25 protein-coding genes and 1 tRNA gene are annotated in these 24,346 nt (G+C 29.8%); 19 read left to right on the forward strand and 7 right to left on the reverse strand.

Going from position 1 to position 24,346, the window contains the following annotated elements:
- Positions 1-3 precede the first annotated feature (3 nt).
- A complete protein-coding gene (locus OD91_RS08625) occupies positions 4-732 on the forward strand; it encodes a 1-acyl-sn-glycerol-3-phosphate acyltransferase (RefSeq protein ID WP_144895986.1) in 729 nt (242 codons plus the stop codon).
- A gap of 4 nt (positions 733-736) precedes the next feature.
- Complete coding sequence (locus OD91_RS08630; protein ID WP_144895987.1) at positions 737-1,717, forward strand: acyl-ACP desaturase; 981 nt, start codon at positions 737-739, stop codon at positions 1,715-1,717.
- 83 nt (positions 1,718-1,800) lie between these two features.
- On the opposite strand, the gene OD91_RS08635 is transcribed toward OD91_RS08630, so the two are convergent.
- Positions 1,801-2,583 carry an amidohydrolase gene (locus OD91_RS08635; protein WP_144895988.1) on the reverse strand — a complete coding sequence of 261 codons (783 nt, stop codon included), beginning with the start codon at positions 2,581-2,583 and terminating at the stop codon, positions 1,801-1,803.
- Positions 2,584-2,739: 156 nt separating this feature from the next.
- On the opposite strand from OD91_RS08635, the gene OD91_RS08640 reads away from it, so the two are divergent.
- Positions 2,740-5,487: a PD-(D/E)XK nuclease family protein gene (locus OD91_RS08640; RefSeq protein ID WP_144895989.1), complete on the forward strand. Its 2,748-nt coding sequence runs from the start codon at positions 2,740-2,742 to the stop codon at positions 5,485-5,487.
- Between the two features lies 1 nt (position 5,488).
- Here the strand turns inward: OD91_RS08640 and OD91_RS08645 are convergent, their stop codons facing one another.
- Complete coding sequence (locus OD91_RS08645; RefSeq protein ID WP_144895990.1) at positions 5,489-6,283, reverse strand: universal stress protein; 795 nt, start codon at positions 6,281-6,283, stop codon at positions 5,489-5,491.
- A 75-nt stretch (positions 6,284-6,358) separates the two neighbouring features.
- On the opposite strand from OD91_RS08645, the gene OD91_RS08650 reads away from it, so the two are divergent.
- From OD91_RS08650 to OD91_RS08665, 4 genes are all read left to right on the forward strand, one after another.
- Positions 6,359-7,693, forward strand: coding sequence for an MATE family efflux transporter (locus OD91_RS08650; RefSeq protein ID WP_144895991.1), 1,335 nt, complete (start codon positions 6,359-6,361; stop codon positions 7,691-7,693).
- A gap of 20 nt (positions 7,694-7,713) precedes the next feature.
- Positions 7,714-8,481 carry an enoyl-CoA hydratase/isomerase family protein gene (locus OD91_RS08655; protein ID WP_144896948.1) on the forward strand — a complete coding sequence of 256 codons (768 nt, stop codon included), beginning with the start codon at positions 7,714-7,716 and terminating at the stop codon, positions 8,479-8,481.
- A gap of 107 nt (positions 8,482-8,588) precedes the next feature.
- Complete coding sequence (locus OD91_RS08660) at positions 8,589-9,038, forward strand: 6-carboxytetrahydropterin synthase (RefSeq protein ID WP_144895992.1); 450 nt, start codon at positions 8,589-8,591, stop codon at positions 9,036-9,038.
- A gap of 77 nt (positions 9,039-9,115) precedes the next feature.
- Positions 9,116-9,649, forward strand: coding sequence for a hypothetical protein (locus OD91_RS08665; protein WP_144895993.1), 534 nt, complete (start codon positions 9,116-9,118; stop codon positions 9,647-9,649).
- A gap of 7 nt (positions 9,650-9,656) precedes the next feature.
- Here OD91_RS08665 and pth read toward each other — a convergent pair whose 3' ends face one another.
- The 4 genes from pth to OD91_RS08685 all read right to left on the reverse strand — a co-directional run bounded on the left by pth (position 9,657) and on the right by OD91_RS08685 (position 13,724).
- A complete protein-coding gene (gene pth / locus OD91_RS08670) occupies positions 9,657-10,223 on the reverse strand; it encodes an aminoacyl-tRNA hydrolase (RefSeq protein ID WP_186434429.1) in 567 nt (188 codons plus the stop codon).
- A gap of 124 nt (positions 10,224-10,347) precedes the next feature.
- A complete protein-coding gene (locus OD91_RS08675; protein WP_144895995.1) occupies positions 10,348-12,036 on the reverse strand; it encodes a glycosyl hydrolase family 28-related protein in 1,689 nt (562 codons plus the stop codon).
- A 91-nt stretch (positions 12,037-12,127) separates the two neighbouring features.
- Positions 12,128-12,763 (reverse strand): 50S ribosomal protein L25/general stress protein Ctc, encoded by a 636-nt coding sequence (locus OD91_RS08680; protein WP_144895996.1) that lies wholly within the window; start codon positions 12,761-12,763, stop codon positions 12,128-12,130.
- Positions 12,764-12,782: 19 nt separating this feature from the next.
- Positions 12,783-13,724 (reverse strand): ribose-phosphate pyrophosphokinase, encoded by a 942-nt coding sequence (locus OD91_RS08685; RefSeq protein WP_144895997.1) that lies wholly within the window; start codon positions 13,722-13,724, stop codon positions 12,783-12,785.
- A gap of 130 nt (positions 13,725-13,854) precedes the next feature.
- On the opposite strand from OD91_RS08685, the gene OD91_RS08690 reads away from it, so the two are divergent.
- A tRNA-Leu gene (locus OD91_RS08690) sits at positions 13,855-13,936 on the forward strand.
- Positions 13,937-13,967: 31 nt separating this feature from the next.
- Here OD91_RS08690 and OD91_RS08695 read toward each other — a convergent pair.
- Complete coding sequence (locus tag OD91_RS08695) at positions 13,968-14,450, reverse strand: hypothetical protein (RefSeq protein ID WP_222428675.1); 483 nt, start codon at positions 14,448-14,450, stop codon at positions 13,968-13,970.
- A gap of 240 nt (positions 14,451-14,690) precedes the next feature.
- Between OD91_RS08695 and OD91_RS08700 the strand changes: the two genes are divergently transcribed.
- The 11 genes from OD91_RS08700 to OD91_RS08750 all read left to right on the forward strand — a co-directional run bounded on the left by OD91_RS08700 (position 14,691) and on the right by OD91_RS08750 (position 24,341).
- Positions 14,691-15,272 carry a HupE/UreJ family protein gene (locus tag OD91_RS08700; RefSeq protein WP_144895999.1) on the forward strand — a complete coding sequence of 194 codons (582 nt, stop codon included), beginning with the start codon at positions 14,691-14,693 and terminating at the stop codon, positions 15,270-15,272.
- Positions 15,273-15,315: 43 nt separating this feature from the next.
- Positions 15,316-15,738, forward strand: coding sequence for a dCMP deaminase family protein (locus OD91_RS08705; protein ID WP_144896000.1), 423 nt, complete (start codon positions 15,316-15,318; stop codon positions 15,736-15,738).
- Complete coding sequence (locus OD91_RS08710; RefSeq protein WP_144896001.1) at positions 15,731-17,296, forward strand: S41 family peptidase; 1,566 nt, start codon at positions 15,731-15,733, stop codon at positions 17,294-17,296. The genes OD91_RS08705 and OD91_RS08710 overlap by 8 nt, the downstream gene beginning before the upstream one ends.
- A gap of 21 nt (positions 17,297-17,317) precedes the next feature.
- Positions 17,318-18,082, forward strand: a complete 765-nt coding sequence (locus OD91_RS08715) for a UDP-2,3-diacylglucosamine diphosphatase (RefSeq protein WP_144896002.1) — start codon at positions 17,318-17,320, stop codon at positions 18,080-18,082.
- Between the two features lie 116 nt (positions 18,083-18,198).
- Positions 18,199-19,188, forward strand: a complete 990-nt coding sequence (locus tag OD91_RS08720; RefSeq protein WP_144896003.1) for a MoxR family ATPase — start codon at positions 18,199-18,201, stop codon at positions 19,186-19,188.
- Between the two features lie 86 nt (positions 19,189-19,274).
- Positions 19,275-20,141: a DUF58 domain-containing protein gene (locus OD91_RS08725; RefSeq protein ID WP_144896004.1), complete on the forward strand. Its 867-nt coding sequence runs from the start codon at positions 19,275-19,277 to the stop codon at positions 20,139-20,141.
- A gap of 10 nt (positions 20,142-20,151) precedes the next feature.
- Positions 20,152-21,072, forward strand: a complete 921-nt coding sequence (locus tag OD91_RS08730; RefSeq protein WP_144896005.1) for a BatD family protein — start codon at positions 20,152-20,154, stop codon at positions 21,070-21,072.
- Positions 21,059-22,066, forward strand: a complete 1,008-nt coding sequence (locus tag OD91_RS08735) for a VWA domain-containing protein (protein WP_144896006.1) — start codon at positions 21,059-21,061, stop codon at positions 22,064-22,066. The genes OD91_RS08730 and OD91_RS08735 overlap by 14 nt, the downstream gene beginning before the upstream one ends.
- Positions 22,067-22,105: 39 nt before the next feature.
- A complete protein-coding gene (locus OD91_RS08740) occupies positions 22,106-22,468 on the forward strand; it encodes a four helix bundle protein (protein WP_144896007.1) in 363 nt (120 codons plus the stop codon).
- 27 nt (positions 22,469-22,495) lie between these two features.
- Positions 22,496-23,536, forward strand: a complete 1,041-nt coding sequence (locus OD91_RS08745; protein ID WP_186434430.1) for a VWA domain-containing protein — start codon at positions 22,496-22,498, stop codon at positions 23,534-23,536.
- A 1-nt stretch (position 23,537) separates the two neighbouring features.
- Positions 23,538-24,341, forward strand: a complete 804-nt coding sequence (locus tag OD91_RS08750; protein ID WP_144896008.1) for a tetratricopeptide repeat protein — start codon at positions 23,538-23,540, stop codon at positions 24,339-24,341.
- The last annotated feature ends 5 nt before the right edge of the window (positions 24,342-24,346 follow it).

The raw sequence follows: 24,346 nt of genomic DNA on the forward strand, positions 1-24,346 counted from the left end.
ATCATGAAAATTTTAAGTTATATACTCTCACCAATCTTTGCATTGGTGTTTTTTTTACTATTACTCTTTTTTCATCCAATTCAATGGATAGCATATACTCTATTTGGTCAAAAAGGACATCAAAAGATAGTAAATATTATGAATTGGTTCTTGGTAAAATCCTTACTTATTTTATGTGTGCCAGTATATTTTAAAAACGAATACGACATTCCGAAAGACACAAATAACATCTTTGTTTCAAACCATCAAAGTATGTTCGATATTCCTCCAATTATTTGGCATCTAAGAAAACATAATCCAAAATTTGTATCTAAAATAGAATTGGCCAAAGGAATACCTAGTGTATCTTATAATTTAAGAAAAGGTGGAGCAGCTTTAATCAATAGAAAAGATTCTAAACAAGCATTGTTAGAATTAGGTAAATTCGCAAAAAACATCAATAAAAATAAATGGTCTGGAGTTATTTTTCCAGAAGGAACAAGAAGTAAAACAGGAAAACCTAAGACTTTTTCCCCAAACGGATTAAAAATGCTTCTTAAATACAATCCTGAAGCTTTTATTGTACCTTTGACCATCAATAATTCTTGGAAAGTGTATAAATACGGAAAGTTTCCCTTAGGAATTGGAGCTTCAATAAAAATTGAAACACATCAACCAATACAAGCAAACTCTTTACCTTTTGATGAATTATTAAAAAAAGTAGAAACTACTATAACCAACAGTATAAAATAATAGCATGTCTATAAAAAACATCCGAAAGGAAGTAATGCAAACACTAGAAAAAAATATTGATAGTTTTGTAGATGAATTTTTAATTCCCGCAGAAAAAATTTGGCAACCAACAGATTTTTTACCCAATTCTCAAAAAGATACTTTTATTAGTGAAGTTGAAGAAATTAGAGAACTTTCTAAAGAATTAGACGACGATTTTTGGGTAGTTTTAGTGGGGGATACCATTACAGAAGAAGCTTTACCAACCTATGAATCTTGGTTATTAGATTTAGACGGAGTTCATCAAGACCCTGATAATGGATGGGCAAAATGGGTGCGTTCTTGGACAGCAGAAGAAAATAGACATGGTGATACTTTAAACAAATACTTGTATTTATCTGGAAGAGTAAATATGCGTGAAGTAGAAATTTCTACGCAACATTTAATTGCTGATGGTTTTGATATTGGAACTTCTACAGATCCATATAAAAACTTTGTATATACTAGTTTTCAAGAATTAGCAACCTATATTTCTCACAATAATGTAGCTAAAATTGCACGTAAAAAAGGACATAAAGCCTTGGCAAAAATGTCTAAAATTATTGCAGGTGATGAAATGCGTCATCATGTTGCATATACACGATTTGTAAAGGAAATTTTTAAAATAGATCCTTCAGAAATGATGTTGGCTTTTCAGCACATGATGAAGTACAAGATTGTAATGCCAGCAATGCATTTAAGAGAGTCTTTTGGAGCTAAAGGAAGTTTATTTGATGATTTCTCTGCGGTTGCTCAAAGAGTTGGTGTATACACAGGATACGATTATGTAGATATTCTTAAAAAACTAACAGAGAGTTGGGAGATTGATAAGATTACAAATTTAACTCCAGAAGCAGAAAAGGCTAGAGATTATTTGATGAAATTACCAGAAAGAATGTATAGAATTACAGAGCGAATTGTAATTCCTGATACAAAGTTTAATTTTAAATGGATGATTCCAGCCTAAACAACTTTTTTCTTTGTCAAACTAAACTTGTTTTAGTTTCTCATATTTTTATTAAAGATTCGTAGCTACAATTTATACGACGTTTAAAGGAATTCAAAATTATCTTTATCATCTAAAAATCGAAATCTTTTTCGAGTGTTATTTTGACTTTCTTTATCTAAAGAAACTAATAAAACAGTTTCGTTATTTTTGTTGAAACATAGTTCTTTTCCTAAAGAATCGTAACAAGCAGAATGCCCTGAATATTCGTAATTATTAGCATCTTTACCAACACGGTTAACGCCAATTGTATAAGACATATTTTCAATAGCACGTGCTTTTAATAACGTGTCCCAAGCATTAATTCTTGGTTTTGGCCAACTTGCAACATACAATAACAAATCGTAGTTTTGAGTATTTCTTGCCCAAACAGGAAAGCGCAAATCATAACAAATTAGTGGATTAATTTTCCATTCTTTATAATCAATAATAGTATGATTTTTTCCTGCAGTAAATACTTTGTTTTCACCAGCTAAAGTAAAGGTGTGTTTCTTATCGTAAAATTCAATTTTTCCTGAAGGAAACACAAACAATAGACGGTTATAGAATTTAGATTCTTCTTCAATAATTAAACTTCCAGTTATAGCTGTATGTTTTTGTTGCGCAATTTTTTGCATCCACAAAACAGTCTTTCCATTCATAGTTTCAGCAACATTTTCTGCATTCATAGTAAAACCTGTAGCAAACATTTCGGGCAGAATAATTAAATCAATAGAAGAAGAAATCGTATTAATTTTCTCTTCAAAAACTTTTCTGTTTTCAGAAGGATTTTCCCAAATCAAATCAGATTGAATAAGTGCAATTTCTAAAGTAGATTTAGATTTCAAAGTATGTTATTTAGCATAAATGAGTTTCTCAAAAATAAGATAAATATTGTACATTGGTACAATAAAAAATGTCTCTTCGCTGTCATTCCTGCGAAGGCAGGAATCCAATTACGCTAATTTAATAGATTTCCATTTTTATGGGAAAGACAAGTTTATATGCAATCTTTTATTTCAGAAACTTTAGATGATATTTTAAAAAGTACAACTTCTTTTGAAAATGTGGTTTTTGTTTTGCCATCACAACGTGCAGGAGTTTTTGTAAAAAACACCTTAAAAGATAAAATTTCGACAGGTTTTTTACCTCAGATTTTAAATATTGAGCAATTTGTTAGTGAGATTTCTGAAATCAAAAAAATTGATTCGATTCAATTATTATTTCATTTTTATGCTATTTATAAAGAGATAGAGGGCAAACCAGATTCTTTTGATGTTTTTTCTTCATGGGCTATTACAGTGTTACAAGATTTTAATGAAGTAGATCAACATTTAATTAATTCTAAAGAAATATTTATCTATTTAAGAGATATTGAGCGCTTAAGAAAATGGTCTGTAAAAGGAACTTTTAAAGAAACCGAACTCATGAAAGATCACTATTCTTTTATGGAAAAACTAGGTGAATATTATACTGCTTTTTATCAATTTTTAATCAATAACAAAAAAGGATATCAAGGAGTTTTATATAGAGAAGCAACGAATAAAGTAGCAGGTTTTATTGAAAAAAACATACATAAAAAATTCTTTTTTATAGGATTTAACGCATTAAATAAATCAGAAGAATTCTTATTTCAACGGTTTTTAGAAACAGGAAAATCTCAAGTTTATTGGGATATTGATATCTCATTTTTAAAGTCAAATCATCAAGCAGGAAATTTTATAAGAAAATATAAAAGTAAGTGGAAATATTATGAAAAGAATGCGTTGAAAATAGTTGGAAATAATTTTTCAACTCCAAAAAATATTCAGGTAATTGGCGCATCAAAAAATATTACACAAGTAAAACATTCGGGAGAAATCTTACAAAACTTCTCTAATCATAATAATACTGCATTGGTTTTAGCAGATGAAACTTTATTACCAATCACCTTAAATTCTTTGCCAAAAAATGTAGAAGCGATTAATATTACGATGGGATATCCGTTAAAAGATATTCCGACAAGTAATTTAATCTTTGCTGTTTTTCAGTTGTTTTTAACTCAAGATAAATTACAGAAATCAGCATCAAATCAATTCTATTATAAAGATGTTCTGCGATTTATAAAACATGCTAATATTTATAAATTATTTTCTGAACAAAATATTGCTATTGATGTAATTTTAGATAAAACTATTATAGCTCGGAACTCAATGTTTGTTGATGTGGAAACTATTGAATCCATCAGTAAAAAACTGACAAATAAAGAAGTTTTATTATCGATTTTTAATCCCTTCAACGGAATTTCTGATTTTTTAGAGAGAATTATTAACCTAATCAACCTTATAAAAGAAAATACGACCGATTTAGAAAAGGAGTATTTGTACCGTTTTTATACGGCATTTAGACAATTACAAAATTTGCATTCAGAGTTTCATTTTATCCAAGATTTAAAGACCTTACATCAATTTTTTATACAATTAATTCAGTCGGAAAGTTTGTCTTTTCAAGGAGAACCATTACAAGGTTTACAATTAATGGGAATGTTAGAAACACGTGTTTTAGATTTTGAAAACGTAATTATTACCTCTGTAAACGAAGGAATTTTACCTGCAAATAGTAAGCAAAATTCTTTTATCCCTTTTGATGTAAAAACAGAATTTAATTTACCGACTTATCGAGAAAAAGATGCAATCTTTTCGTATCATTTTTTTAGGTTGATACAAAGGGCTAAAAACATTTTCATTTTATATAATACCGAAAATGATGCTTTTGGTGGCGGTGAAAAAAGTAGATTTATCACACAATTAGAAATGATGAATATTCATATTGATCAGAAAATTGTGAGTCCAAAAGTAGTATCATCATCTATAGATTTAAAAGAATTTAAAAAGAATGAAGAAGTATCAAATCGACTAAAAGAATTAGCAGAAAAAGGACTTTCTCCATCAGCAATTACCAATTATTTATATAATCCAATTGCTTTTTACAAACAGAAAATTTTAAAAATTAAAGAGTTTGAGGATGTTGAAGAAACGGTTGCAGTAAATACAATGGGAACCGTAGTTCATGAAACGTTAGAGGAATTATACAAACCTTTTATTGGGCGATTTTTAACTTTTGATGATGTGTCTGCAATGCAAAAAAAGGTCAAAAATTTGGTTGAAAAACATTTTGCAATTCAATTTAAAAATGGCGATTTAAAAACAGGTAAAAATAGATTGATTTTTGAAGTAGCAAATCGATTTGTTGTAAACTTTTTAAAACAAGAATCAGCAATTTTAAAAGATGAAAAAAATACACTTAAAATTATTGCGACTGAACAAAATTTAAAAACGGATATTTCTATTGACGGAATTGATTTTCCAATAAAAATTCATGGGCAAGTAGATAGAATTGACGAATTGAATGGCGTTACCAGAATTATTGATTATAAAACAGGAATGGTAAAAGCGTCTGATTTAAAAATCACTGACTTTACGAGTATTCAAGATTATAAATATAATAAATCGATACAAGTATTGCTGTATGCTTTTTTATATACTCAAAACGAAAACTACGATTTTAATACACCGTTAGAAGCTGGAATTATTTCTTTTAAAAACTTAAAAAGCGGCTTTTTAAAAATGAATTTTTCTTCAAACTATAGAACTCCAGATAATTTAATTACACAAGAAAAATTAGATGAATTTATGGAGGAAATAAAATCATTGATTTTAGAAATCTACAATCCAGAAATATCGTTTAAGGAACCTTTAGAATTGGCTTTTTAACTTACTCTTGCCCACTTAAAACTAACAAAGGAATAGTACAATAAAATTCAGATTTTAAAATTGTATTCTTTTCCCATAATTTTTTAAAGAAGCCTCGTTTACGTCTAAATACACATAACATATCTGGATTGTTAGATCTAAAATGTTCTAAAACTCCCTGGAATGTTGTCGCATTTTCTGAAACCGTTAGCTTGTTTTCTAACGATTTTAAGTTTTCATTAATTTCTAAATCTTCTTCTGTATAAGAAGGTGTTTTTACTAATAATAAATTCACATCAGCTTTAAATGTATCTTTAATATCTTTAAGAGGACTTAAAACTTTACTTTTATTAATAATCCCAGATTTAAAAGCAGTTAACACTCTTTTTACTGGCGAAAAAGTAAATCCATGAGGAACTACTAAAACAGGAATTTCTGTCTGCTTTACAATACTTCCAGAAGTATTTCCTAAAAACACCTCTTCCTTAATCGAATTACTTTTTGGTCCTGTAACTATTAAATCAATCGTTAATTCTTTATGAACCGCATTAATACTATCAATTACACTTCCTTTAGCAGCAATTAATTTTACAGCTACCTTTTTTGTGTCTACAGATTTTACAATTGTACGTAAATACAAGTTCGTTTCACGTTCAATAATACTATCAACATTTATAATAGTTCCTGCTTTTGTTTGCACATTATAGGCTCTAAAAACAAAAACATCTGCATTAAATTCTGCAGCAAAATCAATAGCGTATTGCAAGGTGCTTACTGCGTTTTCTGAGGATCCAATAGGAACTAAAATATGTTTCATTTCTTTAATTTTTTGTGGTACAAAGTTACGTTTTTTTTAAATGAAAGCGAGTAACTTTACATTTTGCAAAATAGTTTGAAAACAGATATTAGTTTTAAGAGTATAAATAAGTTAGCGATGCCTGCATTAATTGCTGGTATTGCAGAACCTATACTTTCTATTACTGATACTGCAATTGTTGGGAATATTGATACAAATGCTACCGAAAGTTTGGCTGCCGTTGGAATTGTTGGTGCATTTATTTCGATGCTTGTTTGGATTTTCGGACAAATAAGAAGCGCTATATCATCTATAATTTCACAATATGTTGGCGCAAATAAATTGGATGAAGTAAAAACCTTACCAGCGCAAGCAACATTAATTTTAGTCGCAACAAGCTTTTTAGTTTTATTAATTACTTATCCTTTTGCAAAACAAATTTTTCAGTTTTATAACGCAAGAGGATTAATTTTAGATTTTTCTATTACCTATTATAAAATAAGAATTTTTGGGTTTCCTTTTTCCTTATTTGTTTTTGCCATTTTCGGAACTTTTAGAGGATTACAAAACACTTTTTATCCAATGATAATTGCCATTATTGGCGCAATTTTAAACATCTTTTTAGATGTCATTTTAGTGTATGGAATTGAAGGATATATCCCCGAAATGCATATTGAAGGTGCAGCATACGCAAGTGTTTTAGCACAAATTACGATGGCAATTATTGCTGGAGTTTTATTACTAAAGAAAACATCAATTTCATTAAAATTCACATTGCCTCTTAATGTAGAATTAAGGCGATTATTAGGCATGGTTGCAAATTTATTTATTAGAACTTTAGCTTTAAATATTGCTTTATATTTCGGAACATCATTCGCAACAGCTTATGGAAACGAATACATTGCAGCGTATACAATCGGGTTAAACATATGGTTTCTAGGAGCTTTTATGATTGATGGATATTCATCCGCAGGAAATATTTTATCAGGAAAATTATTAGGTGCAAAAGAGTATGATACATTAGTCAAACTGAGCAATAAATTATTGATTTACGGAATTGCTACAGGAACAATTTTAGCTATTTTAGGATTTATTGGTTATGAAGCCATTGGTAGAATTTTCACAAAAGAAGAAACTGTTTTAAGAGAGTTTTACAACGTTTTTTGGATTGTTTTAGCAATGCAACCTTTATGTGCGGTAACTTTTATTTTTGATGCTATTTTTAAAGGAATGGGAGAAATGAAGTATTTAAGAAACCTTTTATTAGTTGCAACATTTCTAGTTTTTATTCCTTCTGTTTTCTTTTTTGATTCTTTAGAGTATCATTTATACGGAATTTGGATTACCTTTATTTTATGGATTGCAGCAAGAGGTTTTCCTTTAATTTATAAATTTAGAAGAAAGTTTTTACCGCTTGCGCAAAAAATGTAATTTTGATAAAAATAGCAACAATGACCACAAATAGACAAAACGGAAGTTTATATACCAGTATTCAGCAACAAGTAGCTACGGTAGAATTTGGTCATCCAGCAAGCAATTCTTTCCCTAGTATTTTGTTAGATCGATTAACAAAAGAACTAAATAAGTTATCTGAAAATGATGCTATTTCTGTTATTGTTTTAAAATCAGAAGGAGAAAGAGCTTTTTGTGCTGGTGCTTCTTTTGATGAATTAATTGCTATTTCTAACTTAGAAGAAGGGAAAAAATTCTTTTCTGGTTTTGCAAATGTTATCAATGCAATGCGTACTTGTTCTAAAATTATTATTGGTAGAGTTCATGGAAAAGCAGTTGGTGGTGGTGTTGGTTTAGCAGCAGCTTGCGATTATGTTTTAGCATCTGAAAATGCTGCAATAAAATTATCAGAATTAACCATCGGAATTGGTCCTTTTGTGATTGCATCTGCGGTAGAACGTAAAATTGGAGTCGCTGGTTTAGCAGAATTAACTTTAGATGCTAGTAATTGGAAAAATGCCTATTGGGCAAAAGAAAAAGGATTATATGCTAAAGTTTATGATGATGTAAACACGTTGGATAAAGAAGTTGAAATCTTATCAGAAAAACTAGCTTCTTACAATCCAGAGGCTTTATCAGAAATGAAAAAAACTTTGTGGAAAGGAACTGATAATTGGGGTTCTTTATTAATTGAAAGAGCAGAAGTTTCTGGAAAATTGGTATTGTCTGAGTTCACAAAAAAAGCATTAGAAAAGTTTAAAAAGTAGCATTGCTACATTAATTATAAAATTATGGGTGGAGATTATTTATTTATCGGATTAGCAATAGGTCTTGTAGTCGTATATTTTTACAACAAAAATAGAAATAGACGATAATGAGTACTATTAGAATTACCAAACAATTCAATTTTGAAACAGGCCATGCTTTGTATGGGTATGATGGAAAATGTAAGAACGTTCACGGGCATTCTTACAAACTTTCAGTAACTGTTTCTGGTCAGCCTATTACAGATAACTCTAATGTAAAATTTGGAATGGTTATCGATTTTTCTGATTTAAAGAAAATTGTAAAAGAAGAAATTGTTGATTTGTTTGATCACGCAACTGTGTTTAATAAAAACACGCCGCATGTAGAATTAGCGAAAGAATTAAAAGACAGAGGGCATCATGTTATTTTAGTTGATTATCAGCCAACAAGTGAAATGATGGTGATCGATTTTGCTAAAAAAATTAAAAAAAGATTACCTGAAAACATCAATTTATTTTCTCTTAAACTACAAGAAACGGATACTAGTTTTGCAGAATGGTTTGCAAGTGATCAATAATTTTTCGCTTAAAAACTAACATATTTTAACAATATCGTTTGTTTTTAAGAGTTATATTTGATGAAAAATATATTCTTATGAAATTATCAAAATTTATTTTAGTTGCATTTTTTGTTCTTGCTTTAACAAGCTGTAGTCATGATAATGAACCTTTACCATTTACCTTATCAAATGATAATTTAGCTGGGACATACAGTGTAAATACTATTGATATTGAAGAAATAGAATCTGCTACTTCTGCTGCTGGTGTTACTGTTGAACTTTCAAAGAATGAAAAAACTGGAGATACTTTTCAAGTAGACTTTTTAATAAATTCTAACGGAACATATGTTGTTACTGGTGAATATAGATCGACATCTACTGTTACTCCAACCCCAGACAAAGGTCAGGCAAGTCCAAAAATAATTATATTAAATGCTTCGGGTACCTATGCTATTAATGCACTTGAAAACTCAATTAACTTTAGTCAAAGTAATGGTAACTTTATTAATGGCGTTTTTAAAACGCTTATTTTTAATGAAACCGGCGTTAGTATTAATCAAGATGTAACTAATACCCAAGGTGGGATTTCAAATAATATAAAAACGGCAATTTCACTTAAAAGAAAATAAGCTTCAATTATTTACCGTTAAAAGTATTCATCGTATTAGCTAAACCTGCAGTACCAAAAGAAGTAATAATTTTTGCCGAAGTAGGAAGTCGTTCAATTAATTGACTCGTTTCCTCTTTATTCCATTCTCCTAAAACAAAATCTACTTGTCTGCCTTTTGAGTAATTACCACCTACTCCAAATCGAAATCTCGGGTATTTGTTAGTAGCTAATTTATCTTGAATGTCTTTTAATCCATTATGACCGCCATCACTACCTTTTCCTTTTAGTCGAATCGTGCCAAAATCGATGTTTAAATCATCTGTAATAATTAGAATATTATCGATCCCAATCTTTTCTTTTTGCATCCAATATTTTACAGATTTTCCGCTTAAATTCATATAAGTAGATGGTTTTAATAGGATAAAAGTTCTTCCTTTAAACCTAAACTGCGCAATGTCTCCAAGTTTTTCAGTTTCAAAATTTACATTGTGTTCGTCTGCAACTTCATCAACAATTTTAAAACCGATATTATGACGTGTATTTTCATACTTTTCGCCAATGTTACCCAAGCCAACAATTAAATATTTTTTCATGAGATCTTCTTTGCTTTCTTCATGGATTCCAAATAACTTCAAAAAGAATTTGTAAAACTTCATAGAGCAAAAATAATATTATTTATACGAATTTAGGTTTTGACTGCGCTCAACCTAATACAACTTATTTTTTCGATGCTAAACGCATTTTTAATTGAGTATCATATAAAGACACCATATTCGTTTTCTTATTTAATCCTTCAACATAAATCCATTCATCTGCTCTATCTTCCGTATTATTTTCAATTGAAAGTGTTTTTTCTGGATGATGAATTCCGACCATAATTGTTCTTAAATATTGTTTATGACAATCGATATGAAACTCGTTTTTAAACTTCTTCGGGTTTTTCCAAATCCATGAATAAAACAACTCATTAAAACCTTTTTCTTCATAACCTGTCATCTCTATATTCCAAAATGTGTTGTACTCTCCAGCATGCGGAATGTTAAAGGTTGCTCCTCCACCAGCAATACTTTTCACCATCGAAATATTTTCATATAAATTATACATCGGTGGACATAATTCTGATGATCCCATTCCATGTAAATCAATATCTATCGCATTTTTTTGTTTGATGTCTTTGTAAATATTTCCAAAACTTGCTCCTTCCAATCCTGGTCCATGAGTTCTGTCTGCTTCTAGATTGATGTTTTTTACCAAGTTATCTGAAGAACTATACATTTTTGGTCCATAATGTCCATTTCCACCAGTAATTGTTACATCAGAAATTGTAACGTTTCTAGAATTCATTAAATGTGTAGTTTGAGTATAATTATCAATAGTAATGTCTTTAATCCAACCATGTGAAACACGTTGCAAACAAATTGCTCCCCAACCATAATCATGGATTTTAGTTTTATGATGCGCATAATCTCCTCCTTTATATGCAGATTCAAAACGGAAGTTTTCTATACCAATGTTTTTTAGCATTTCAATTTTAGAAATAAATGCTTCAAATTGTGTTTTAATTGCTCTTCTTGCTGGTTGTTTTATTCGGATTGAAGTATCATTTATTACTTCATCAATTTCAACTGCCCATTGAAAAGAAGGCATTTTATTTTTCCCAGCTTCGGTGTACGATTTTTGAAATTCTTCAAATTTTAAAGGCGACATTAATTCGTTAATTAAATCACCTTTATCAGTTGTGTTTTTCATGGCGATAATGATAATATCACCGGATTTTAATTCTTTAGTATGTTCTAAATTGATGATTTTATCACCTTTTTTTACATCTGCAGTTATTTTAGAATGGATAGGCTCTTTACTTACAGAATACATATCTTGATTAGTATCTAAATTTAATCCAGAATGAAAAACAAAGGAAGATAACCATGGACTTTCTCCATGTAATGTTGTTGTCTCACTTCCGCTAAAAATAATAGTTCCACTTTTATCTTTCCCAGAACCACGTAAAATTAAATTAGAATAATTGATTCTGATAATGTCTTGTTTTGTTGTATCAGAATTAATTAAAAAACGTCCTTTTGGAAATAAAACGACTCCGCCTCCGTTTTTACCAGCTTCATTTATTGTTGCTTGTACAGCCTTAGTATCATCTTTTTCATCATTAGCTATGGCCCCAAAATCTTCTACCTTATAGGTTTTTAAATTATCTCCATTTGGTAATGCTGATTCTCCATAATTATAGCCCGCATAAGAATAATCTGGAAGTATGCTCTTAGTTCCATTTTCTTTAAATGTTTTTAAGATTTTTGGCGTCCAATCGCTACTTACTTTTGTTTCTTTTTCTGTTTTACAATTACTTAATAATAGGCAAATTAAGCTGATAGAAATATATTTACTAAGGTTCATCTGGAAGAATTTTGAGTTTGTTTGTTTTGCTAAAATAAAAAAGCGTTACTAAAATAGTAACGCTTTTAAAATATATTTATTTAGAATATGCTTATTCTGCTGCTGGAGCTGCTGCTTCAGCACCTTCTGCTGCTGCTTCAGTTCCTTCTCCTTCTTCTCCTTCTAATTCTTCATCTTCAGCTGCATTACGAGATGTTCTAACTTGAACAACTACTGTATTGTCTGGGTGTAAGAATGTACAGTTTTCACTTTTAATATCTGTTACTAAAAATTTACTTCCAATTTTTAAACCAGAAATATCTGCTTCAAAAAAGTCTGGTAAATCTCCAGGTAATGCTTTTACTCTTAATTTACGTTTTGGAAAACGTAAAGAACCTCCATTTAAAACCCCAGGTGATGTTCCTACAAGTTGAACAGGAATGTTCATTGTTACTTCTTTATCATCAAATAATTGATAAAAATCTACATGTATAATTTTATCTGTTACTGGGTGAAATTGAATATCCTGTAAAATTGCAGCATATTTTGTTCCATCAACATCAAGACTTGCAGTATATACATTTGGAGTGTATACCAAGTTCTTAAACGCTAATTCTGTAGCTGAAAAGTGAACAGGTTTGTCTCCTCCGTATAAAACGCAAGGAACCTTTCCAGCATTACGTAAGGCTTTGGTTGCTACCTTGCCCACGCTTTCTCTTTGTGATCCTTTAATTGTAATTGATTTCATTACTTTTTTATTAATTATTTTACATTAAAAATTGTCCGCTTATCGATGTGTTATCTTGTACTTTACGCATAACATCAGCGAATAAGGGCGCGCAAGATACTGCTTTTATTTTAGATGTACTCTTTTTTAATGGAATTGTATCTGACACTATTAACTCTGTTAAACTTGAGTTTTCTATTTTTTCATAGGCTCCTCCAGAAAGGATAGGATGCGTACAAATTGCACGTACAGAAATAGCACCTCTTTCCATCATTAAATCTGCTGCTCTTGCTAACGTTCCTCCAGTATCAATCATATCATCTACCAAAATAACATTCTTACCTTTTACATCTCCAATTAACTCCATATGACCAATTACATTGGCTTTTTTACGTTGCTTATAACAAATTACAACATCAGAATGTAAATGTTTAGAATATGCATATGCTCTTTTAGATCCACCCATATCTGGCGAAGCAATCGTTAAGTTTTCTAAATTTAAACTTTTGATATACGGCATAAAAATAGTAGACGCGAATAAATGATCTACTGGTTTTTCGAAAAATCCCTGAATCTGATCTGCATGTAAATCCATTGTCATAATTCTAGTTGCACCTGCAGATTGTAATAAATTGGCAACTAATTTTGCCCCGATAGCAACTCTTGGCTGATCTTTTCTATCTTGTCTTGCCCAACCAAAATACGGCATAACTGCTGTAATATGTCTTGCTGATGCTCTTTTAGCTGCATCTAACATTAATAACATTTCCATTAAATTATCTGCCGTTGGAAAGGTTGATCCAATAATAAAAACACGTCGTCCTCTAACAGATTCTTCTAATGCTGGTTGAAATTCGCCATCACTAAAAGGTGTAATTTTAACGTTTCCTAGTTCTGCTCCATATTCTTTAGCAATCTTTTCTGCTAATTTAATACTTTGTCTACAAGGAAATAATTTTGGTGTTAATGAATTCAAAGACATATAGTTGTGTGTTAAAAATATTTGTTAATTTTTTGTCGATGAGCAAAAATAAAATTAATTAACGAGTTACAGATTAAAATAACCGAGAAACTAAAATTATTTTTTAGATTTGCAATCCAATTGCTAAAATGCTCAAGTGGCGGAATTGGTAGACGCGCTGGATTCAAAATCCAGTTCTTTCGGGAGTGTGGGTTCGATTCCCACCTTGAGTACTAAAAAACCAAGATTAAAAATCTTGGTTTTTTACTTTTTAGTATACACATTCTTAACAAAAGGAAGCCAAGTTTTACCTGAGTCTTTAGTATAGCCAATAAGAATTTCGTGTTGTACAAAAGATATTTTTTTAAAGATTAGTTTAAAAGAATAACTAATTCCTTTTTTATTTTTTCTTTCTATTCCAGAATCAAGATTATTAAGTTCTAGTTTTTCATTTTTAAAAGTTCCTTTATAGGTATCTATAAGTCCAAAAGTAGTATCTAAAGTTAACATTGTATAGGTGTTATCATCAGAATTAAAACAAATAGTATTAATAATAATAATGTTTTTATTCTCTTTTACAACTTCTATTCGTTCCCTTATGGACATATTTTCAATAGAGTAATTAGAAAACCCTTTTCCACACTTTTTCCATTCGTTTCCTTCATCATGCTTAAAAACATCAACCGAAAAATCTCCTTTTAAATATTCAATATCAATAAAATGAGATGTAACAATTTCTTCATTCATTGTCGTCATGTAACTTAACATAGTCTTTAATGTTTAAATTAATTTTTCTGAAGTTGGCTGAGTTGATTGCAATTTATTCTCTTATAAAAATACTAGGGAAGTTTAACTTTGTCGGCAAGCCTTATAATAGTTTTCTAATCCGATAAAAATTTACTCTTATTTTACTGATTTTTATTAAAAAGATACTTAGCAATAAATTTTAGATTTTAATATATTTGAAATTAAAAAAACTCATAATAAATGGACGATTTTATTTTATATTTTAAAATGGGACTCAATCATGTGCTAGACTTTACAGCTTATGATCATATATTATTCCTAGTCGTTTTAGTGGTTGTCTACAATTTCAATCAATGGAAAAAAGTACTATGGCTCGTAACTTTTTTTACTATTGGACATTCTATAACATTAGCTTTTGCCGCTTACGGAATATTAACAATTAAGATGAAAATTATTGAATTTCTAATTCCGTTAACCATTTTTATCACTGGATTTGTTAACGTGCTAAGAAGTAATAAATCATCAAAAGAAAAAGAGAATATTAACCTGATTTTTGCATTATTTTTTGGATTGATTCATGGTTTAGGTTTTTCAAACTACTTTAAAATGATGATTGGAAGAGAAGAAGATAAATTTTTACCATTAATAGAATTTGCTCTCGGAATTGAAGCTTCACAAATCATTATTGTCTTAGTTATTTTAATTATAGGCTCCCTATTACAAAACCTTTTTAGGGTTAGTAAAAGAGATTGGATTTTAGTAACCTCAGCTATCGTTATTGGCTTTTCTATACCCATGATGATAGAACGTGTATTTTGGTAAATAATTAACGCTCAATTTTTTTAAAACTCCTTACTTTAGCTCCATGGATAAAAAACAACTCAAATTTGCTAGAGCTTACTTAAGAATGGCACATGAATGGGCAAAATTATCACATTGTAGCAGAAAACAAGTTGGTGCTTTAATAGTTAGAGACAGAATGATAATTTCTGATGGTTTTAATGGCACACCTTCTGGTTTTGAGAATTGTTGTGAAGATGATGAAGGAGTTACAAAATGGGAAGTTTTACATGCAGAAGCAAACGCAATTTTAAAAGTTGCAGCATCTACACAATCATGTAAAAATGCAACCCTATATATCACCTTATCACCCTGTAAACAATGCAGTAAATTAATCCATCAATCTGGAATAAAAAGAGTGGTGTATGCCAAAGAATATAAAGACATTTCGGGTGTAACTTTTTTAGAAAAAGCAGGTGTAGAAATCATCCATTTACCAAATGAATAAAAAGAATTTACCAATATATTTATCTATTGCTGTAATTTTCGGAATCCTTATCGGAACAGTTTTCAACGGAAATTCATCACAATTATTTTCATTTTCAGGAAAATCATCCAAAGAAATTAAGATAAAACGTTTAATAGATTATATTCAAAAAGATTATGTAGATACTATTAATACTGATAATCTTTTGGATGGAGCAATAACACAAATGTTAGGAAAACTAGATCCGCATTCGGTATATATTCCCAAAGAAAATTTACAAGCCGTTACCGAAAATATGCAAGGTAATTTTGTAGGAATTGGTGTACAGTTTAGAATGGTAAAAGATTCAATAACAGTTATTCAAACTATAAAAGATGGGCCAAGTGTAAAAGCTGGAATTAAGGCTGGAGATCGAATTTTAATTGCAAATAAAGACACCTTATTCGGTAAAAATTATGGCAGCAATAAAATTCCAAAATATTTAAAAGGCAAACCAGACACCAAAGTTTCTTTACAAATTTATAGAAAAACCAATGACAGTTTATTTACGGTTGATATTACAAGAAATAAGGTAAATATTAAAAGTGTGGATATTGGCTATATGCTAAATGATACTATTGGATATATTAAAGTTGATCGATTTGCACGTAACACATATAAAGAATTTAAAAGTTCATTATCTACTCTTTTAAATAATGGAATGACTGATTTGGTTCTTGATTTACGTGGAAATGGTGGCGGATTTATTGATATTGCGAATGATATTGTTGATGAGTTTTTAGAAGATGATAAACTGATTGTTTTTACAAAAAACAATAAAGGAAAAATTTCGAAATCATATGCTACATCAAAAGGGAACTTTGAAAAAGGAGGTTTATATGTTTTAATTGATGAAAACTCAGCTTCAGCGTCAGAAATTGTTGCAGGAGCTTTACAAGATAACGACAAAGGAACTATTATTGGTCGCCGTTCTTTTGGTAAAGGATTGGTGCAAGAAGAAATTGATTTAGGTGATGGTTCTGCGGTACGTTTAACAACCGCTAGATATTACACGCCAACGGGGAGATCCATTCAAAAACCTTATGAAAAAGGCAATACAAATGCGTATCAAAATGAATCATTTAAAAGATTACAAAACGGCGAATTAATTCATAAAGACAGTATAAAAACCAACAAAGATTTAGAGTTTAAAACACCTAAAGGAAAAGTGGTTTATGGCGGTGGTGGAATTATTCCTGATGTTTTTGTACCCATTGATACTACTGGATATTTACCTCCATTTTATTTTAATAAATTAAATAATTTTGCATTTAATTTTGTCGATAAAAATAGAGCAGAACTCAAAGAATATTCAATAAAAAGTTTTGTATCTGATTTTGATACAAATCAAAAAATTACAGATAAATTTTTAGCAACACTAAAAGATTTTAATCCATCCTATCAAACACAGGAATTGCTAAAAAAACATGTAAAAACAATAATTGGTAGAGAGTTATTTGGTGATGAAGCCTTGTATCGTTTAAATCAATCAGATGATAAAATGCTACAAAAAGTGTTCCAGTTGGAAGCTAACAATTAAAGCCGTTTCTTTGTTCTAACAATGATACAAATTACTACCAAAAAAAACACTAAAGTTTACTTCGCTTCAGATCAGCATTTAGGTGCTCCAACTCAAGAAGCAAGCTTTCCTAGAGAACAAAAATTTGTTGCTTGGCTACATGAAATAAAAAAAGACGCAGAAGCTATTTTTTTATTAGGTGATTTATTTGATTTCTGGTTTGAATATAAAACTGTAGTCCCAAAAGGATTTGTAAGAGTATTAGGGAAATTAGCAGAACTTAAAGACAGTGGAATCCCTATTTATTTTTTTGTTGGAAATCATGATTTATGGATGCGCGATTATTTTGAGCAAGAATTAAACATACCCGTTTATCACAATCCACAAGAATTTGAGATTGATGGAAAAAAGTTATTCATTGGTCATGGTGATGGTTTAGGGCCAGGAGATTATGGATACAAAAGGATGAAAAAAATATTCACTTTTAAACCTTTTCAATGGATGTTTAGATGGCTACATCCAGATTTAGGAATGAAATTAGGACAATACATGTCCGTTAAAAACAAATTGATTTCTGGAGACGAAGATGCTACATTTTTAGGCGAAGAAAATGAGTGGTTAGTTCAATATTCAAAAGAAAAACTAAAAGAAAAACAATACGATTATTTTGTATTTGGTCATAGGCATTTGCCGCTAGAAATTCAACTATCAGAAAACAGCACCTATATAAATCTTGGTGATTGGATTCATCATTTTACATTTGCATCATTTAATGAAGGAAAAATTAGTTTAACAAAGTTTAACTGAAATAGGTTGTAAAACCCCTATTTTCAGTGATATCTTTAACCTTCTTTTAACAAAATATTTTTGTTAGTTTTGTAGCTTTGTTTTTCGAAAAATTTAACACATAAATATATTAAAATATGGATGTAGATGTAAGAGCCATTAATGAAAAAATAGAAAGAGAAAGTGCTTTTGTAGACATACTTACTACCGAAATAAATAAGGTAATTGTAGGTCAAAAAGACATGATAGAAAGATTACTTATTGGTTTATTAGGAAATGGACATATCTTACTAGAAGGTGTACCTGGGCTTGCAAAAACGTTAGCTATTAACACATTATCAAAAGCTGTACAAGGAAGTTTTAGTAGAATTCAGTTTACGCCAGATTTATTACCTGCAGATGTTGTTGGAACGATGATTTACAACATGAAAGAGAATGATTTCTCTATAAAAAAAGGACCCATTTTTGCAAATTTTGTGTTAGCAGATGAGATAAATCGTGCGCCAGCAAAAGTACAATCAGCTTTATTAGAAGCAATGCAAGAGCGTCAAACAACCATTGGAGATACTACATTTAAATTAGACGAACCGTTTTTAGTAATGGCTACTCAAAATCCTGTAGAACAAGAAGGTACATATCCTTTACCTGAAGCGCAAGTCGATCGTTTTATGTTAAAAACTGTAATTGATTATCCATCGTTATCAGATGAACAAATCATTATGCGTCAAAATTTAAAAGGAGAATATGCAACTGTAAATCCAGTAGTATCAATTGAAGAAATTGTTAAAGCTAGAAAAATTGTAAACGAAGTTTACATGGACGAAAAAATAGAAAAATATATTCTTGACATCGTTTTTGCAACTCGTTATCCAGAAAAATATAATTTACCAGATTTACAACCATTAATTAGTTTTGGATCTTCTCCTCGTGGAAGTATTGCTTTAGCAAAAGCTGCAAAATGTTATGCTTTTATTAAACGAAGAGGGTATGTAATACCAGAAGATGTAAGAGCTATAGTAAATGATGTTTTACGTCATAGAATTGGAATTACTTATGAAGCTGAGGCTGAAAATATTTCTTCTTTAGATATTATCAACTCAATAATAAATGAAGTAGAAGTACCATAAAAAATTGTTGAATCGTGGAATTGTTTAACTGTTTGAAAAACAGATAAACACCCAATTAAACAAATACCCAATTAAACGATTAAACATTGGATACAAAGGAATTACTAAAAAAAGTTCGTAAAATTGAGATTAAGACACGTAGGTTGTCTAATCATATTTTTGGAGGAGAATATCATTCTACTTTCAAAGGTAGAGGTATGACTTTTTCTGAAGTACGACAGTATCAATTTGGTGATGATGTGAGAGCTATCGATTGGAATGTTACTGCGCGTTATAACGAACCTTATATAAAGGTTTTTGAAGAAGAGCGTGAACTAACCATGATGCTTTTAGTAGATATTTCTGGGTCAGAATTCTTTGGAACATCAACACAATTTAAAAAAGATACAGTTACAGAAATTGCTGCAACGCTAGCTTTTTCTGCAATCCAGAATAATGATAAAGTTGGTTTGATTTTATTTTCTGACGATGTAGAATTATACATTCCGCCAAAAAAAGGGAAAAGCCACGTTCTTAGAATTATTAGAGAATTAATAGAATTCAAACCTAAAAGTAGAAAGACAAATATTGATGAAGCTTTAAAATTTTTATCAAATGTGATGAAAAAGAAAGCGATTGTTTTTATGCTATCAGATTTTATGGATGATGATTATGAGCGTACGCTTAAAATTGTTGCCAACAAACATGATATTACAGGAATTAGAGTGTACGACAAACGTGATGAGGAAATTCCAAATTTAGGAATGGTTTCTATGGTAGATGCAGAAACTGGAAAGGTTGGATTAATTAATACAGCTTCAAAAGCTGTGCGTAAACAATATCATATTAACTCTTTAAAATTAACAGATTATTTTAAAAAAACCTTTAAAATAAGCGGTGCAGGGACTATTAACACCCGAGTTGATGAGAGTTATGTGAAAAAATTATTAGGATATTTTAAACAAAAAGGATAATCGTTTTATAGTGAAAAACCATTTATTATATATACTTTTTTTAGTTGCTTCACTTAGTTTTTCTCAAGAAAAACCAAAAGTGACTATAGCTGTAGACACTACTAATATTAGAATTGGTGAACAGTTTGAATACACTATTTCTGTTGATGGAACTGATAATGTAATTTTACCAAAACTTAATAACTTAAACAACTTAGAAGTAGTTGATTCTACTAAAATTGATACCATAAAAAACAGCTTAATTAGAAAATATATTTTAACTGGTTTTGATAGTGGTGCATTTTACATTCCGCAACAACAAGTGTTTATAAAAAATCAGGCATATTTAACCGATTCTTTATTAATAAATGTTGCTACAATAGCTGTTGATACTACCAAAATTAAAAAATTTCCTATTAAAGGAATCAAAGGAGAACCTTATCAATTTAATGATTTTAAACATTATTTATGGTGGGTTTTAGCAGCATTAGTTATCATTGGATTATTACTTTATTATTTTGTTTTTAGAAAGAAAAAAGCTGAAGAAGAAATAGAAGTTGTTCCAGACATTCCTCCTTATGATGAAGCAATGCAAAAGTTAAAAGCATTGGATACTAAACTACTTTGGCAAAACAATAAGGTTAAAAAATACTATAGTGAGTTAACGGAAATTGTACGTGGATATATTGAGCGTGAACTAAAGATTCCTGCGCTTGAAATTACTACTGATGAAATTATTGAAACATTATCAGGTTTTCAAAAAACAGAAACTATAGATACTTCAAAAGAAACCATTAAAAAATTAAAAGGACTATTACAAGAAGCTGATTTAGTAAAATTTGCGAAATCTAAACCAATGGCTGAAGAAATTGAAGATGATAGAAGAGATGCGGAAAATATTGTCAATAATTTGAAACCAAAAATAATAGAAGAAGAAAATGAAGTGGAATAATTTTGAATTTCATAATCCAGAGTTTTTATGGCTTTTAGGAATCATTCCTTTATTAGCGGTATGGTATTTCTTTACCCGTAAAAAAGATGGAGCAAAATTAACCATTCCAAGTGTTAAAGGATTTTCGGTCAAAAATTCATTTCTATCAAAACTAAAACCTTTTTTATATCTATTAAGACTAGCGGCATTGGCAGTCTTAATTGTAGCTTTAGCAAGACCAAGAAATGTTTCGGTAAGTAAAAAGACAAAAACTAATAGAGGAATTGATATTGTTATGGCAATAGACGTTTCTGCCAGTATGTTAGCAAAAGATTTAAAACCAAATCGACTTGAAGCATTAAAAAAAGTAGCGACAGATTTTGTGAATCGTCGCCCTAATGATAGAATTGGAATTGTAGTTTACGCCGGAGAAAGTTTTACTCAAACACCAATAACTAGCGATAAAGGAATAGTAAAACGTACAATTTCTGAAATTAAATGGGGTCAATTAGAAGGAGGAACAGCTATAGGGATGGGCTTAGGATCTGCAGTTAATAGATTAAAAGAAAGTAAAGCAAAAAGTAAAATTATTATTCTTTTAACCGATGGCGTAAATAATTCTGGATTTGTAGATCCAAAAACTGCTACAGAATTAGCAAAAGAATTAAGTATTAAAGTATATACAATTGGAATTGGAACAAACGGAATGGCTCCTTTTCCATGGAGTAGAGATCCAAGAACAGGGAAATTACAATTCAGAAATCAACAGGTAGAAATTGACGAAGCTTTATTAAAACATATAGCAACAGAAACCGAAGGAAAGTATTTTAGAGCTACGAATAATACAAAGTTGAAAGATATTTATGATGAAATTGATACGCTAGAAAAAACAAAAATAGAAGAATTTAAATACTATAATTATCAAGAAAAATATAGATTACTAGTGTTTTTAGCTGGCGGATTATTGCTGTTAGAGTTTTTATTAAGAAACACTGTATTCAAAAGTTTTATATAGTTATTGTTGAAAAGTTAAATTGTTAAAACGTAAAATTGAATGCATACATTTTCATTTGAAAAATTAGAAGTTTGGAAAGAAGCAATTAGCCTTTCAAAAAACATCTATGGATTAACTGGAAAATTTCCGACATCTGAAAAATTTGGATTAATTAATCAATTAAGAAGAGCATCAGTTTCAATTTCATCTAATTTAGCTGAAGGAACATCACGAGCTACTAATAAAGATAAAGCTCATTTTACAACAATATCGTATAGTTCTACGATGGAAGTTTTAAATCAATTAATCCTTTCTAAAGAATTAAAGTATATTTCTGAAGCAGAATATATCAATTTAAGAACTAGTATTTATAAAATAACAAACATGCTTAATGCTTTGAGAAAAGCACAATTAAACAGTTAAACAAAAAACAATTAAACCATCCAAAGGATGTACAAAATAGAAGAACCAATATATTTTTACTTTTTTGCAATTATCCCTGTGATAATTGTCATATTTCTGTTGGTTTTATGGTGGAAAAAAAGAGCACAAAAAAAGTTTGCTTCACCAGAATTATTACAGCAATTAGCACCAAATTCATCAACGTTTAAATCAGTTTTAAAGTTAGTTTTTTTAATTATTGGTTTATCATTTTTAATACTTTCATTGGTGAATCCAAAAATGGGAACAAAGCTACAAACTGTAAAACGTGAAGGTGTAGACGTTGTTTTTGCGTTGGATGTTTCTAAAAGCATGTTAGCAGAAGATATTGCGCCAAACCGATTAGAAAAATCGAAACAAATCATTTCTAAAATCATAGATAAATTAGGTAGCGATAGAGTTGGGGTAATTATTTATGCGGGGAATTCATATCCTCTTTTACCAATTACAACAGATCATGCGGCAGCAAAAATGTTTTTGCAAAATGCGAATCCAGACATGGTTTCAAGCCAAGGAACAGCAATAAACGAAGCCTTAGAATTGGCTAAAACATATTATAATAATGATGAGCAAACCAATCGTTTTTTAATCATTATTTCTGATGGAGAAGATCATCAAGAAGAAACAAAACAAGTTGCTCAGAATATTGCTAACGAAGGCATAAAAGTTTATACTATTGGTGTTGGAACAGAAAGTGGTGGTCCAATTCCAATGAAATTAAACGGTTCTTTAATCGGTTATAAAAAGGATAGAAAGGGTGAAACGGTAATCACGAAAAGGAAACCTGATGTTTTACAAGGAATTGCAGATGCCGCAAACGGAAATTACATTGACGGAAACAAAACAGATAATCCAGTAAAAACTATTGAAGGAATTATTACGAATGCACAAAAAAGTGAATTTGAAACAAAACAATTTTCGGATTATAAAGATCAATTTCAATGGTTTATAGGAATAGGAATATTGTTTTTAGTGTTAGATATTTTCTTGTTTGACAAGAAAACTAAATGGCTACGGAAAGTTGATTTATTTAACGAAGAAAAGAAATAACATGAACCATTTACAAAACATACTATTGGTTATTTTGATGCTATTTTCATCAATAAATATTCATGCACAACAAGACACATTAAAACTACAACGTGAAGCTAGAACTTTATTACGTAATGGTAATAAATTATACAATCAGCAAAAATTTACAGATGCTTCAGTTGCGTATAAAAAAGCCTTAGGTAAAAATAGTAAGTACGATAAAGCAAGCTATAATCTAGGGAATGCTTTGTATCAAGAAAAAAATTATAAGGAAGCTGTTCCGCAATTTGAATTAACCACAAAGACTGCAAAAACGAAAGTAGAAAAATCTGAAGCATATCATAATATCGGGAATGCTATGATGGAACAAAAGCAATATCAACCTGCTGTAGATGCCTATAAAAATGCGTTAAGAAACAATCCTAATGATGATGAAACTCGCTATAATTTGGCTGTTGCTCAGAAACTATTAGAAAAAGAAAAGCAAAAAAATAAGGACAAGAAAGACGATAAAAACAAAGACAAGAATAAAGATAAAAAGGACGACAAGAACAAGGATAAAAAAGATAATAAAGACGGAAAGGATAAGGACAAAAAAGACGATCAAAACAAAGATAAAGGAGACAATAAGCAGGATAAAAACAAAAATCCTGACAAGAAGAAAGATCAGAAAGAAAAACCTAAGCCAAAGCAAGGTCAAATGACACCTCAACAAATAAAACAATTGTTAGAGAATTTAAATAATGAGGAAAAGAAAACTCAGAAAAAAATGAATCTTAAAAAGGCAAAAGGTAAAAAAGTAAAACAAGAAAAAGACTGGTAAAATAA

Origin of the sequence: Lutibacter sp. Hel_I_33_5 (genome assembly GCF_007827455.1) — a bacterium.
Classification (GTDB): domain Bacteria; phylum Bacteroidota; class Bacteroidia; order Flavobacteriales; family Flavobacteriaceae; genus Polaribacter.

Coding starts and splice junctions, on each gene's coding strand:
- OD91_RS08625 (WP_144895986.1), top strand. CDS start 4: ATGAAAATTTTAAGTTATATACTCTCACCAATCTTTGCATTGGTGTTT.
- OD91_RS08630 (WP_144895987.1), top strand. CDS start 737: ATGTCTATAAAAAACATCCGAAAGGAAGTAATGCAAACACTAGAAAAA.
- OD91_RS08640 (WP_144895989.1), top strand. CDS start 2,740: ATGCAATCTTTTATTTCAGAAACTTTAGATGATATTTTAAAAAGTACA.
- OD91_RS08645 (WP_144895990.1), bottom strand. CDS start 6,283: ATGAAACATATTTTAGTTCCTATTGGATCCTCAGAAAACGCAGTAAGC.
- OD91_RS08655 (WP_144896948.1), top strand. CDS start 7,714: ATGACCACAAATAGACAAAACGGAAGTTTATATACCAGTATTCAGCAA.
- OD91_RS08660 (WP_144895992.1), top strand. CDS start 8,589: ATGAGTACTATTAGAATTACCAAACAATTCAATTTTGAAACAGGCCAT.
- OD91_RS08665 (WP_144895993.1), top strand. CDS start 9,116: ATGAAATTATCAAAATTTATTTTAGTTGCATTTTTTGTTCTTGCTTTA.
- pth (WP_186434429.1), bottom strand. CDS start 10,223: ATGAAAAAATATTTAATTGTTGGCTTGGGTAACATTGGCGAAAAGTAT.
- OD91_RS08675 (WP_144895995.1), bottom strand. CDS start 12,036: ATGAACCTTAGTAAATATATTTCTATCAGCTTAATTTGCCTATTATTA.
- OD91_RS08680 (WP_144895996.1), bottom strand. CDS start 12,763: ATGAAATCAATTACAATTAAAGGATCACAAAGAGAAAGCGTGGGCAAG.
- OD91_RS08685 (WP_144895997.1), bottom strand. CDS start 13,724: ATGTCTTTGAATTCATTAACACCAAAATTATTTCCTTGTAGACAAAGT.
- OD91_RS08695 (WP_222428675.1), bottom strand. CDS start 14,450: ATGAATGAAGAAATTGTTACATCTCATTTTATTGATATTGAATATTTA.
- OD91_RS08700 (WP_144895999.1), top strand. CDS start 14,691: ATGGACGATTTTATTTTATATTTTAAAATGGGACTCAATCATGTGCTA.
- OD91_RS08705 (WP_144896000.1), top strand. CDS start 15,316: ATGGATAAAAAACAACTCAAATTTGCTAGAGCTTACTTAAGAATGGCA.
- OD91_RS08710 (WP_144896001.1), top strand. CDS start 15,731: ATGAATAAAAAGAATTTACCAATATATTTATCTATTGCTGTAATTTTC.
- OD91_RS08715 (WP_144896002.1), top strand. CDS start 17,318: ATGATACAAATTACTACCAAAAAAAACACTAAAGTTTACTTCGCTTCA.
- OD91_RS08720 (WP_144896003.1), top strand. CDS start 18,199: ATGGATGTAGATGTAAGAGCCATTAATGAAAAAATAGAAAGAGAAAGT.
- OD91_RS08735 (WP_144896006.1), top strand. CDS start 21,059: ATGAAGTGGAATAATTTTGAATTTCATAATCCAGAGTTTTTATGGCTT.
- OD91_RS08740 (WP_144896007.1), top strand. CDS start 22,106: ATGCATACATTTTCATTTGAAAAATTAGAAGTTTGGAAAGAAGCAATT.
- OD91_RS08745 (WP_186434430.1), top strand. CDS start 22,496: ATGTACAAAATAGAAGAACCAATATATTTTTACTTTTTTGCAATTATC.
- OD91_RS08750 (WP_144896008.1), top strand. CDS start 23,538: ATGAACCATTTACAAAACATACTATTGGTTATTTTGATGCTATTTTCA.